Origin of the sequence: Lysinibacillus sp. NPDC093688 (assembly GCF_050280145.1) — a bacterium.
GTDB lineage: Bacteria > Bacillota > Bacilli > Bacillales_A > Planococcaceae > Lysinibacillus > Lysinibacillus xylanilyticus_B.
On record NZ_JBNNUX010000004.1, the window covers coordinates 155254 to 168191 of the forward strand.

The 12938-nt window shown below is 33.4% G+C and carries 11 protein-coding genes; 3 read left to right on the plus strand and 8 right to left on the minus strand.

Going from position 1 to position 12938, the window contains the following annotated elements:
- Nucleotides 1-327: 327 nt before the first annotated feature.
- The 7 genes from ACQKN2_RS05610 to ACQKN2_RS05640 form a co-directional block, all read right to left on the minus strand.
- Nucleotides 328-1305 (minus strand): DUF4179 domain-containing protein, encoded by a 978-nt coding sequence (locus ACQKN2_RS05610; protein WP_427414086.1) that lies wholly within the window; start codon nt 1303-1305, stop codon nt 328-330.
- A 3-nt stretch (nt 1306-1308) separates the two neighbouring features.
- Nucleotides 1309-1839: an RNA polymerase sigma factor SigX gene (locus ACQKN2_RS05615; RefSeq protein WP_427414087.1), complete on the minus strand. Its 531-nt coding sequence runs from the start codon at nt 1837-1839 to the stop codon at nt 1309-1311.
- 606 nt (nt 1840-2445) lie between these two features.
- Entirely contained in the window at nt 2446-2835 is a 390-nt protein-coding gene (locus tag ACQKN2_RS05620) for a GNAT family N-acetyltransferase (RefSeq protein WP_427414147.1), read from the minus strand.
- A 237-nt stretch (nt 2836-3072) separates the two neighbouring features.
- Entirely contained in the window at nt 3073-3786 is a 714-nt protein-coding gene (locus tag ACQKN2_RS05625; RefSeq protein ID WP_427414088.1) for a UDP-N-acetylmuramyl pentapeptide phosphotransferase, read from the minus strand.
- A 397-nt stretch (nt 3787-4183) separates the two neighbouring features.
- Entirely contained in the window at nt 4184-5440 is a 1257-nt protein-coding gene (locus ACQKN2_RS05630; protein WP_427414089.1) for an MFS transporter, read from the minus strand.
- 431 nt (nt 5441-5871) lie between these two features.
- A complete protein-coding gene (locus tag ACQKN2_RS05635) occupies nt 5872-6246 on the minus strand; it encodes a cupin domain-containing protein (protein WP_427414090.1) in 375 nt (124 codons plus the stop codon).
- A gap of 109 nt (nt 6247-6355) precedes the next feature.
- Nucleotides 6356-7225: an NAD(P)-dependent oxidoreductase gene (locus ACQKN2_RS05640; RefSeq protein ID WP_427414148.1), complete on the minus strand. Its 870-nt coding sequence runs from the start codon at nt 7223-7225 to the stop codon at nt 6356-6358.
- Nucleotides 7226-8851: 1626 nt separating this feature from the next.
- Between ACQKN2_RS05640 and ACQKN2_RS05645 the strand changes: the two genes are divergently transcribed.
- On the plus strand, nt 8852-9697 hold the full coding sequence (locus tag ACQKN2_RS05645; protein ID WP_427414091.1) for an MBL fold metallo-hydrolase: 846 nt from the start codon (nt 8852-8854) through the stop codon (nt 9695-9697).
- 92 nt (nt 9698-9789) lie between these two features.
- Here the strand turns inward: ACQKN2_RS05645 and ACQKN2_RS05650 are convergent, their stop codons facing one another.
- A complete protein-coding gene (locus ACQKN2_RS05650) occupies nt 9790-10377 on the minus strand; it encodes an SCO family protein (protein ID WP_427414092.1) in 588 nt (195 codons plus the stop codon).
- 589 nt (nt 10378-10966) lie between these two features.
- Here ACQKN2_RS05650 and ACQKN2_RS05655 point away from each other — a divergent pair.
- Nucleotides 10967-11302, plus strand: a complete 336-nt coding sequence (locus ACQKN2_RS05655) for a DUF485 domain-containing protein (protein ID WP_323645864.1) — start codon at nt 10967-10969, stop codon at nt 11300-11302.
- A complete protein-coding gene (locus ACQKN2_RS05660) occupies nt 11303-12856 on the plus strand; it encodes a solute symporter family protein (protein WP_427414093.1) in 1554 nt (517 codons plus the stop codon).
- The last annotated feature ends 82 nt before the right edge of the window (nt 12857-12938 follow it).

Below are 12938 nucleotides of genomic sequence, written 5' to 3' on the forward strand. Positions count from 1 at the left end.
GTTCTTACGACTCCACCCATTTCCGCGAGTAAATAATGTGAATTTTATTATTATATATATATGATCATCAGGGTTGCTGAGGTTAGCTTTTTCTTATATATGGTAAAATATAAGGCGTAGTTTTTAATTATGGCGGAGATGATTCATGTGTATTTTATTATCATCACATCCCAATAGGGTTTACTCTATTGGGATGTTTCTGTGATTATTTAATTAAAAGAGATAGAGTGAAAATCATGTGCGAAATACATGTAAGTAAAACCAGAAAGAATATAAGCTTAGTATTAGATACATATCGTTCTATTCTTTTTCTCATTTCAATTTGTTTTACTTTTTCAACTTGGAAGGATCAATTTGAATTTGCCCCTTCCAAGATCCAGCAACTTTTCCGATTTTATTTATATTTACATCTAATGTAAGTGGCTGCTTGAAGGAATCTTTTCCCTCAGGGCCTTCCACAAATGTAAGGACACTTTCTGGTCGATCTTTATCACGAATACCTACATACTCTAATTCTTGCCCCGCTGCTTTTAGCTTGAATGGTAAGCCATTTCCTCCTTGAATAAAGGGTAATTGCGAGAAGATTCCATCTTTTTCGTAGTACTCTGAGTTTTCTTCTTGTTGTCTATTTTCCTTGCCATCACTTTTAAGATTTAATCCCGTTGTATCTAATTCATACGGTACTAAACTTCCATCCGCTTTTTCAATGTTATAATGAACAGATATACGTGAATCCGCCACATATAATTCTTTGAAATGTACAGTTATACCTTGATCCGTGATTTTCTCATCAATCGGAATGTATTGTCCATTTTTCATCATGTCTTGTGTGACACCATTTTCATCTTTCATGCCTTCATTTACAACCTTATCATTTGAAACTTCATTCGAAAAATAGGAAACAACATTCATAGCTGCCACTTGTACTTGTGGAATCATAGCTGTTGTGAAAAGCCCTGCTGCAGCTACCGCCGCATACATAAAGCGTTTTGATTTTTTATTCATATTTGTAAACAATCCCTTCTTCTGTTCAGTTTTTTGATTGATATAAGAAACATTTTCTAGTTTTGAGCGACTTTCAAATATTTTCCACGCTTGATCAATATCAATATCGATATCTTGTGATGAATGTATAGCTTCTTCCTCGAACATTACATGTTCCCATTGATTTAACTTACTGATTTCTACTAATGCATCTTGACATATTTCACATGTATCTAGATGTTTTATGAATGTTTTACTTGTATCATGAGGAAGCTCCCCATCTATATACGCTTGAATAAATCCCTTATCATAACAACGCATTTGTTATGCCCCCTCTACTTGTGTATACATCTTACGAAATTTCTGTTTGGCTCGGACCAATAGTGTTCCAATAGAAGATATGTCCATCTGAAATACGTCTGCGATATCTTTATATTGAAAGCCAGAAAATTTCATTAACAATATGGTTCGATCTCGCTCATTCATGCTACTAAGTACGTTTCGTACCTTTGTAATATCTTCTTTTCTAATCCAGTCATCATCTAATGATGATATAGGTTGCACCTCATGATATTGTATAGTTTTATCTATCCTTGCCTGATGCCGTTTTTCAGAACGTAGATAGTTATACGCTACATAAGTAGAGGATTTTATGAGCCATCCAGGTACATTTTCAATTGCTTTCCAATCATTGCGATATAGCTGTAAAAATACTTCTTGTGCTAATTCTTCGGCAATCGTTTGATTTTTGACAATCCATAAAATTTGTTTGACAACGTAAATGTAGTATTGTTTAAAAAGATCTTCAAATGTAAAATCAGAGACCGTCTTTTCTTCCTTTTTTATTGTTAACATAGTAATTAAAACCTCCTCTCATTTGATGCCTGTATTATAGAGAAACCAGAAGAACAAGTTTTGTGACAAAAATGTTTATTTTTTTATTATGTACGAAAAAAAGCATTCATCTTTCAAGTAGATGCATGCAAAAATTAGAATTATTTTGGGTTTCTCTTCCTGTCCTCACTAAAAGATAAATGAGTACAAAACATAAATAATTCACCATATTTTCTTATAAAAATGTGAAAAGAGATATCTTCTGTAAATAAAAATAGATCAAATATTATTCTGAATTTAATTTGTTTTTATAAGTGACCCCAAAAAGAAGAAATCGTTGTCGTGTCCCTATGAGTGAAGAATGTGATCAGTACGTAGAAAAAGAACGGAAATCTCCAATCGATATGGTCAATATAGAATTGCTGGAAGCTTACAGTCACTACAACCGTAGAAAGAGAGTACTAACCTGCCTCGTTAGTTCAATAAAGAAAAAAAGAGCTGCATATGCAACTCAATGATCTTCAAGTAAAGCACCCCGTTAGCCATCCATGTAGCGCAAATTCAACACTACACCACAGAAAATGAAAGATTTTTACGTTCTTTCATGGGAGTTGAATAAGATGTGTTTCATTTTCTATGCAATACATATTGAGACTTACTGAATTTAAAGTTATTTTTCTCGTAAAACGGAATTAATTCTTCTCCACAAAATAAGCTAATCACATCAATATGAGTAAGTTCGTCCAACAATTTTGATACAAGTGTCGTTCCTAATCCTGCTTTTTGAAATTCATTATGTATAACTACATCTTCAATGTACGCCCTAAATTTACCGTCTGAAACAGCTCTAGCGAATCCTATAAGGTTACCGTCAATCCACACACCAATTGAAATATCCTTTTTTAACATATTTTCAATATCATTCTCTTTTCTTTCTGCCCACCAACCTGCATTTTTATAGAGCATCATAAGTTCAGTGCCTTTAATTGGTCTTTCGGAAAAACTTAAAAATTGCATATTCATTTGTTATCCCCCTTTGACTTTTCATTAATTTTACATCTACAGTAAAGAGCTGTCTTGTTCAACTAACCTGCTCCGTTAGTTCAATAAGAAAAAAAAGAGCTGCCTATGCAACTCAATAATCTTCAAGAAAAGCCCCCGTTAGCCATCCATGTAGCGCAAAATCGGCGCTACACCACAGAAAATGAAAGATTTCTACGTTCTTTCATGGGAGTTGAATAAAAAGTTTAGTTTCTAAATAAAGCGATATTTACGTGAAAATTGAGTGATAACCAAAATACTCGTTAACCCAACAATGAAATACCATATTGTATTAAAAGGAACTATGTACATTAATACACCAAATAAAATAGCTGTTAAAAAGCTAATTGTAATTGATTGTACACTCGTAAATTTATCTTTAATAAAATAATATAAAGTGAATGGTAGTGCTAAAGTAAATAACGGAATATAAATTGTTACAATAGATGTTTCAATGAGGGATATTGAAAGCACGGCTATTATGAAACCTATTGACGTAGTAAGCGTTCTTCCCACAAATACTTTACCAGTAAAATAGCCGTATAGCAGAATAAACATAAGCGTTAAACTGGAACAAATCCCCGTTATTAAAACAAATGAATGACCTATGAAGAAAGCTGCTATTGAGAAATAAACTAAAGAAACGAATGGCAACAGCAATATTGAAAGATTTTGCGCTTTTTCTATATTCATTACATTTGTAAAACCTACAAGAAATAATAAAGTAAACGGAATCGTCAAATATCCTAATTCAAAGTGATTACCTAGATTAATATGACTAACCTCAAGTTTGCCGACCATTATTATTACAAGTGATGTACAAATTTGACCAATCAGCCCCCCAATGCTTGATAATTTAAAAGCTTGCGTAAGCTTTTCCGTAATTACAATTAAAACGATGCCAATTAATAAAGCTAAATATAACAAGTGTTTTCCCTCCAGAAATAATTCATTAGAAATACCAAAAGTTAAATATTACTATGTGAAATTATACAACATATGGAAAAATAACTAAATACAATAGTGATGCTTATTGAACTAAACTGCTCCGTTAGTTTAAGTACATTTCTTCACAAACTTTACAGTGATATTAACGTAAATATCCAATAAAAAACACCTCTCAACCAAAAACCTAAAGGCGGGAGAGATGATTTTAATCAATCTTTATTTAAAATTATCGAATTTTGTTATAAATTATCAAACTTAATTAAAAGATTAGACTTGCTTCCCACCTCAATTTACATGGACATAATAATGAAAATAAATCACAAAGCTACCCATCGATGGGAGATTAAGAAAATCTCCGCCGATGGGTAGCTTTGTTTTATTCATTAATTAGCGGTGGGGTTGCTTTATTCTCTCGTAACATCACGATAAGGAAAAATAGAATTGCTGCTACTGCAAGAAGTATTGCTGCAATATAGAATGCCAATACTTTCGAACCAGTAATATCACCAATATAACCAGTAAGAGTTGGCGCAACAACGGATGAACTCATTCCAAAGAAGTTAAAGAAACCTAGTGCTTTAGCAACTCTGTCGGAAGAAACTGAATCCGTTACATATGTGATTAAAACTGGATCAATGGCAAGTTTACCTAATAAACCATATAAAATGAGTGCAGCATAAAGCACTGCAGGGTTAGGTGCAAACACAGTTAAACTAATGGTTACAGCTGCACCAATTAACAAGAATAAAATTAATTTCAGACGCATATGTGCATTTTTATCAATATACTTAGAAAAGATCAATGCTCCAGGTACTGCTGTGACTGCCACTAAAGCAGCTACATATCCTACTGAACCTTGTTCGAATCCTTTTTCTGTGACAAGGAATGATGGTAACCATGTCACAATCATGTAATAACCATAACATGTTGCAAAATAGACAAAATAAATAACTAATTTATTTAGCGAGAATAGATTTATGCTTTGAGATTCTATGTCTTGTGTTGTAGTTTTCTTATCTTCAGCTTTTTCATTTGTAGCTGTTTTTTTGTCTTGTTTAACAAATAACATAAACACAAATGTTACCGCTACTATTAAGACAGATGTAATATAGAGCAAGTAATTCCATTTGATTTCAAGACCACCTACTAAAACAGATGAACCTACTAGACCAATGACCATACCTAACGCGGCACCACTGTTGATGATCGCATTAGAAAAACTTTTCTTATCTTTAGGCATATGTTTAGCCGATAACGAGAACGCTGCACCATAGTATGAACCAGTCGAAAGACCTGCCAATAAGGCGCCTGCATAAACTTGAGTGATTGTCGAGCTTGTCCCAATGACGAATGCTGCTAAAGCAAAAATAACAAACGCAGGGATTAATACTCGCTTTTGTCCAAATTTATCAACTAGTACTCCGGATGGAATTTGCATACCTGTATAGGCAAAGAAATAAATAGATGCAACAAGTCCTACTTGTGTATCGCTAATATTCCCTAGCGATTCTTGAATTTGCGGGTATATTGGCGTAAGTATTGTACGATAAATCCAAATAACTACCCAACCTAAACACAGTGCGAAAATGATTTTTTTGTAATAATTTGGGTCATGTTTAACTGTTTGTCCCATGGATAACACTCCCATTTTTTGTATTTTCTTATGGTGTTACTTAACTTGATTGTAGGTTACGAGCAAATAAATAACATTGTTCACTTTGAACAAAAATAAAAATTACTTTACACACTTTAGACAAAAGGTCGTTTTTACAATAGGTAAAATTTCGTCTAAGCCTATGAGTCTTTTGTGTTATGGTTGGATCTTTGAGGAGTTACCTAAAAAGCCGAATAAAAAACGGATTGAGGAAAACCTTTCATTTCCTCAATCCGCTTCTCTAGTTATGTTGACCATATAATAAAAAGGCTGCCAAACAATCAGATTTTGATCTGACTATTTGGACAACCCCGTTCTAAGATCCACGTATTCCTGTGAAATCGTGTTACCTCTCTTTTTTTACGATGAAAACTAGTTAATCAACAGACGTGATAGTTAACTCTTTACTATTAATGCGGAATAAACCCAATTGGTGTTGGACCCGCAATTCCTAACATAACGAAATCTTTATCAGAAGTATTAGTCATGCCGTGCTTTTCACCCGGACGTGCAACAACAATATCACCAGCTTTAATTTGAACCATTTCACCACATTCTGGATAAAAATCTGCTGTTCCTTCAACAACAATCCAAATATCATCCGCTTGCTTATGCGAGTGAATCGGTAAATCTTGTCCTGGCCGCATACACCACACAGCTCCAACAGTATTAGCTGTTTCATAGAAAATATATTTTGTCGCTTCTTGTTCTCTAAACTCTTGAATATCTGGCCAATGGAAAATACGGTTTTTCAAATCATTTCTTGCTATTTTTTTTAATGTCATTGTATTTTCTCCTTGTTTCAAATTTCAAACTTCACCATCCCTAAATGATTTAGCGTGTATCAAACAACGAATAAAAACTTTTCGGATTTGCAAGAAAAATAGCAAAGAATTAGCTTTTAATAATATTTTGAGGTTTACCCTCTAAAAATGCAATCGTGTTATCGAATGCAATTCTAGCACGCAATTCCATCGCTTCATTAGTAAGGAAACCTACGTGTGGTGATAAAATTACATTTTTGGCGTGTAATAGTTTGTAGTCTTCAGGAATAGGTGGTTCCATATCAAATACATCGATACCAGCTCCTGCAATTCGCCCTTCATTTAAAGCATCCGCCAATGCATCATTATCTACAATTGGTCCTCGTGCGCAGTTGATTAAAATAGCTGATTCCTTCATTAAATGTAATTTTTCTTTAGATATTAATCCCTTTGTGCTTGGTAATAATGGTATATGTAATGACACAATATCAGATTGTGTTAATACCTCATCTAATTCCATATACTCGATCCCTAAAGCTTTAGCTTCTGGATTTCTTCGGGATTGGTCTGCAGCCACTATTTTTGCGCCGAATGCTTTAAACAAATGAGCAGTCATCATGCCAATTTTACCTGTACCAATCAAGCCAACTGTTTTCCCTTTAATTTCACTACCTTGGAATGCTCCTGAGAAATTAGCGCCACGAATTTCTTTATCCCCCTGAGTGATATGACGATACACATCTAATACTAAACCAATTGTTAATTCCGCAACTGCTTGATTTGCATATCCAGCAGCATTACATATCATAATATCTTGGTTTTTAGCTTGAGCGATCCCTACATGATCAACACCTGTAAAGGCAACATTAATTAATTTTACATTTTCATTTTGATCAATGACTTCTGTAGGATAAGGATTATTAGCAATCATAATAACATCTGCACCTTCACTACGTCTTGCTAATTCTGCCCAATCCGTTGTTTTCTCGTTGTAATAAATAAATTCATGACCGCCCTATTTAATTGGTTCTGCTAATTTTTCAATGATCGAATCCGAAACATTTAATGGTTCTAATAATTTAACTAACATGTAATCAATTCCTTCCTATTATTTTGTAATACGTCTGTTGATTAACTAGTACCCATAGTTTTAAAAAAGAATGATTCACGTAATGTCACACAGGAAGAGGTAGATGAAATTTCAGTTTATCGCTTTGTATGTTTTGCACAAAAAATACGGTATTTTCATTTCTACATACTCCTGTTTTTTCATATTTCCTTATGTTTTTCCTTAATACAATTGTAGGATAGGTGCTATTAAATAACATTGTTCACTTTTAACAAAAACAGAAACAACATTACATATTTTTGACAAAAGCAAATACGTAAATGAACGATGAAATTATGCTTTATTAATCTTATGAGTATTTTCTCTTTCCGCTCTCGGTGCGGTATTTTTGTAACTACATACAATAAAAAAGCCCGTCTACCTCTAAGGTTTACGGACTGATTCAATCTATAAAGGAGTGCTAAAGTTTCGAGAAAATCAATATGAAGATTTATATATCCACTATATCCACCATACTTTTCATCTAATATAATATTGATGATATGAGTTGGACGAGATCGATCCTGAGAGGAAATACTAAGAACCCCACTTTCAAAAATGAGAGTGGGGTTTGTATATACGGCTTTCAAGTCTAATTATGATCAAGATTCGCCGCGAGTTATCTTCGTAAAAGGGTTAAAAAATCCTATTTTGTATTCTTTCGTTACGTTTACAAATTCGATGAGTTTTTTCATTTATTTCATCCCTTCATATCGTTTTCGGTCAACGTCAAGTAACTCTAAAATAAACAACAATTGTCGTATATTTTAGAGTTACATTTTTTGTCGAATGCGCATTATTAAGAAGCCAGTGATCATGGCAAAATAGTAGAGATTTAAATCGATATTTAAAAGCATTTCTAATAACCGCTCTCCGTAGCAATTTCACCCGTAATGAACATGATGGTACGTCCCTTCCTCACGACTTAAAGATGTTTCCATTGCGATTAATACCGTTATGTCTCGGCATAATTTTGTCCAAAATCGACCGAGAGCAGTTACATCTTTCTAATAATATATAAGTCGATAGAATTAAATATATACATGTTTGGGAAAAAATGCATTTTAAACCCCGCTATTAATAATGAAGCTTTTTATCGTTTCTTATTTAGTTGACATAATAAAATTATCTTATCAATAAATATATATGAGATATGTTGGTGGCTTTTTCATCACACCTTACCTAAAGTCTTAAAAGCATTTTACTTGTTCTACCTGTTATTTCTTTAAATTATTCATAAAAAAAGCCACTCCAATTGTGATTAGTTACGTCACAAGAAGCGGTTTACTTTTCTTCAATTCGTATAACTATCATACACGAAGAAGACTATTATAATTTTTGCAAAAAACAGTTAATTCAATTAAGGATATGGTATACTTTTCCTTATTAAGAAAGGAGGCACAAGTCCAATGGTAAAAAAATAAAATGGGAAAATCTCAAATTATTTTATATTTTTTAAAATACACATGTAGATTTTCTCTTTCATAGCATGATTATCTAAAGTAGAGGAGAAATAACATGTTAAATAAATTAAGTGATACTATTTATTATTTATCAAATCAAGATGATAGAGAACGACCAACATTAGGATTGGTGTGTGGTGAGCAATTTAGTTTAATTATAGATTCTGGCAATTCAACTCAACACGCTAAAGATTTTTTACTAGAAATCGAGAAACTAAATGTACCACCTGTCGAGTATTTGGTCATTACCCATGCACATTGGGATCACTTTCTTGGTATGAATGAATTTGATGCAACTGTTATCGTTAATAGTCAAACTAACGAGCTATTAAAAGAATGGCAAAGTTTTAGGTTTGATGATAATTCCCTTCAGAAGTATGTGAATACTAATCAGATGAGTGCTAAGTGTATGGAGATTATACAAACTGAAATACCAAATAGAGATAGTTTTAAATTGAACTCTCCAAATGTAATCTTTGAAAATGCATTAACCATTGATTTAGGTAATAAAGTTTGTATAATTGAAAGAATCAAAAGTACTCATACAGACGACTCTACAATTATTTATATTCCTGATGAAAAGGTTGTTTTTTTAGGTGATGCTGCATATGGTACAACCATCAATTCTCTTTTTCATTTCAAGCAATCCATGTTATTGCCTATGATAAAAGACAGTCAAAAATATGATGCTGAAATGTTCCTGCTTGGTCATGAATCAATCTGTGATTCTGATGAAATGAATATTTATTGGGAAGAGTTAACAACCTCAAGTCGAGCTGTAAAATCCACCTCACTAGAAAATGCTATTGAGTGTTTTAAGGTAGAAAATAAAAGGGACCCTAATGATAATGAATTATTTTTCATACAGGCATTTGTTAATGATCATATAGTTCAATCATAATGATTCTATACAATTAGTAGTCATTTCATTTAAATGAAATGACGTGGCTAAAAATAACTCAGAAGTTCCTTCGAACCCCTGAGTTATTTTTTTTATTTAGTTAAGGCCTTCATATCTGCCACTATCGTTTCAACTGGTACATCAGTGGTACCGTCATAATTCTTCACAACCATACCATCAGCATCCACTAAGTAATAACTTCCCATATGTACAACTTGGTCAGAATTCGGATCATTCTTTACTAATGAATTAAACGATTTCATGGCAAACTGTTCAATAAACTTTTGATCATAGCCAGTTAATAGCTGCCATTTGCTCGCATCGGGCACAGAATACGTTTTTAAATAATTCGTTAAAACTTCCGGCTTATCAACCTGAGGATCCACACTAAAAGCTACAATTTGATAGTCTTCCACGCCTTTATCCTGAAGTGCCTTTTGCACCTCTGTCATGTTATACGTCATTGGTGGACAAATGGAATTACAATTAGTAAAGATGAACATCACTAATGATGGCTTGCCCTTAATATCATTAAGACTAACCTTTTCATTTTTTTGATTTGTTACCGAAAAATCCTGTACTTCTATGTTCATTTCTGGTTCAAATTTATAACTTCCGCAAGCGGTAAGTATGCTACTAATTGTTAGTATCAAAACGAGCATGACACTTTTCTTTTTCATTTATTTGCTCACTTCCCTTCAATTTACCATCGTTGTTTATTGTATAAATTATAATTACTTAATACAAGATATGAGCTTAACCTTTCATTTTTTTATGTCCATTCAATGTATGTTGTAAAATTTTACTATAATTAATACCATCTTTATTCCAGACAATTCATACTTTTTAAAAATTTTTTTAATGCTGTTTTTTACTATTTCGGTTATTTCCCAAGAGATCAACTTTTTGTTATATAACAAAGTTTTGTTACTTTTCAGGTTCCCCCTCATCAGATGACAGAATAATAAACCTCCGAAAATTTCTCTTTCATACACAAATCTTCTACCACATTCAAAATTATTATTATTAAACTATTATAGGAATATTATTCTTATAGACAATACGGTTCTCTTTCATACGGTTTATTTCTATTAAATCCTTATTATTTCTATGTTATTTCCGCAATCCGGAAATGATTAAAAATTATAAAAACTCAAAATTTAGTATTGCATTATAAGAATCTTCCCCATAAAATAAGTGAATATAACGGCGAAAAGAAAAGAAATATGTCGTCTAAAACAGAAATATATCACTTTAGGGGGAATAATAATGGCAAACATTTCTGGGGACAAAAATATAGAATCAATTGATTATAATGCAATTGAAGCTATGGAATCGTTCAACAAGTTCGTGAAAAAGAAAAATACCTTTCTTTTCTCGATCACAGCAGTCTTTTTAACACTTTATATTTTGTTACCAATCCTTGCTTTCCAACCTGTACTACAACAAAAAATCTTCGGAAATATTACGGGTGTTTGGGTTTATTCAGCTGGATTATTCATTATGACAATCGTTCTTTGTACAGTATATGTGAAAAAAGCAGCTTCATTCGATAAAGCTGCCGCAGCAGTGCTAGCTGAGTATCAGGCGAAAGGTGGAAAATAAATGAACTTCGTATCCGTTGGTTTCTTTTTAGCAATCGTTGGTTTAACTCTTGTAGTAACATTTATCGCAGCGAAACGTACGTCTTCTGCAGCTGATTTCTATACAGCGGGCGGTGGTCTTAAAGGTTGGCAAAACGGCTTTGCGATCGCTGGTGACTATTTATCTGCAGCCGCATTTCTAGGTGTGTCCGGTGCGATTGCATTAACTGGTTTCGATGGCTTCTTCTTCTCTGTAGGCTATGTAGTAGCAAACTTAGTTCTTCTTTATGTAATTGCAGAACCTATGCGTAACTTAGGTCGATTTACTTTAGCAGATATGCTTACTGCCCGTTTTAATGAAAAACGCATTCGTGGCGTTGCGGCGTCAGGAACAATTATCATCGTCATCCTTTATATGATTGCACAATTAGTAGGTGCAGGTGCCCTTATTAAACTATTATTTGGTATTGAGTACTGGATTGCGGTTTTAATCGTAGGTGTTATGATGACTACTTATGTTTTATTCGGTGGAATGACAGCTACGTCTTGGGTGCAAATTATTAAAGCTAGCCTTCTATTATTCGGGACAGGCGTATTAGCTACATTAGTATTAATTAAATTTGACTTCTCTCTTATGAAAATGTTTGATACGATTGCCACGGATCATGGTGAAAAATTCCTTGTACCAGGGATTAAATATACAAGCTCAATTGATTCTGTTTCGATGATGATGGCACTTGTGTTAGGTACATCTGGGTTACCGCATATTTTAATGCGTTTCTTTACAGTGAAAGATGCTAAAACTGCTCGTTCTTCTATTTCATGGACAACTTGGATTACAGCTATTTTCTTCTCATTAACTATTTTCTTAGGCTTTGGCGCATTAAACTTTGTAGGGATTGATAAAATTCTTGCTGAAAGTAAAGCTGGTAACACTGCAGCCCCACTTCTTGCTAATTACTTAGGTGGTGATGTGTTAATGGCATTTATCGGCGCAGTAGCATTCGCAACTATTTTAGCTGTAGTTTCGGGCTTAGTTTTAACAGGAGCTTCTGCCATTTCCCACGATATTTATGGAGAAATCATTAAAGGTGGTAAATTAACTGAAAAGCAACAAGTTGTAGCAGCTCGTACTGGCTCGATTTCTATTGCCATCGTATCCATTATCCTTGCGTTATTTGCACAAAACTTGAATGTATCATTCTTAGTATCCTTTGCATTTTGTATCGGTGCTTCAGCAAACTTACCAGTTATTCTTTACACAATATACTGGAAAAAATTCAATTCAACAGGTGCTATATCAGCGATGCTAACTGGTTTAGTATCATGTTTAGTGTTAGGTGCAATGGGGCCGAATGTATGGAGTCCTGTTGAAGGTGCAGCTATTTTTGTTGGTAATCCTATCGTACCATTAGCAGTTCCAGCAATTATTACGATTCCACTTGGCTTTATCGCAGGTTATTTAGGCTCTGTACTATCTTCTAGTAAAGTACCACAGGAAGAAGCCGAACGTATTTACAAGGAAATTCGCGTTAAAGCAAACACTGGCGTATCAGTTTCTGATATCTCTCATTGATTGCTTCTTACCATCCAAATTATTGAAAAAATATCTATCAATCATCCTATCTATATTAATAAAAATATCACGTTAAAGAACC

Bases quoted from the DNA above. Each gene is read 5' to 3' on its own strand.
- ACQKN2_RS05610 (WP_427414086.1), bottom strand. From the start codon at position 1,305: ATGCGTTGTTATGATAAGGGATTTATTCAAGCGTATATAGATGGGGAG.
- ACQKN2_RS05615 (WP_427414087.1), bottom strand. From the start codon at position 1,839: ATGTTAACAATAAAAAAGGAAGAAAAGACGGTCTCTGATTTTACATTT.
- ACQKN2_RS05620 (WP_427414147.1), bottom strand. From the start codon at position 2,835: ATGCAATTTTTAAGTTTTTCCGAAAGACCAATTAAAGGCACTGAACTT.
- ACQKN2_RS05630 (WP_427414089.1), bottom strand. From the start codon at position 5,440: ATGGGACAAACAGTTAAACATGACCCAAATTATTACAAAAAAATCATT.
- ACQKN2_RS05635 (WP_427414090.1), bottom strand. From the start codon at position 6,246: ATGACATTAAAAAAAATAGCAAGAAATGATTTGAAAAACCGTATTTTC.
- ACQKN2_RS05645 (WP_427414091.1), top strand. From the start codon at position 8,852: ATGTTAAATAAATTAAGTGATACTATTTATTATTTATCAAATCAAGAT.
- ACQKN2_RS05650 (WP_427414092.1), bottom strand. From the start codon at position 10,377: ATGAAAAAGAAAAGTGTCATGCTCGTTTTGATACTAACAATTAGTAGC.
- ACQKN2_RS05655 (WP_323645864.1), top strand. From the start codon at position 10,967: ATGGCAAACATTTCTGGGGACAAAAATATAGAATCAATTGATTATAAT.
- ACQKN2_RS05660 (WP_427414093.1), top strand. From the start codon at position 11,303: ATGAACTTCGTATCCGTTGGTTTCTTTTTAGCAATCGTTGGTTTAACT.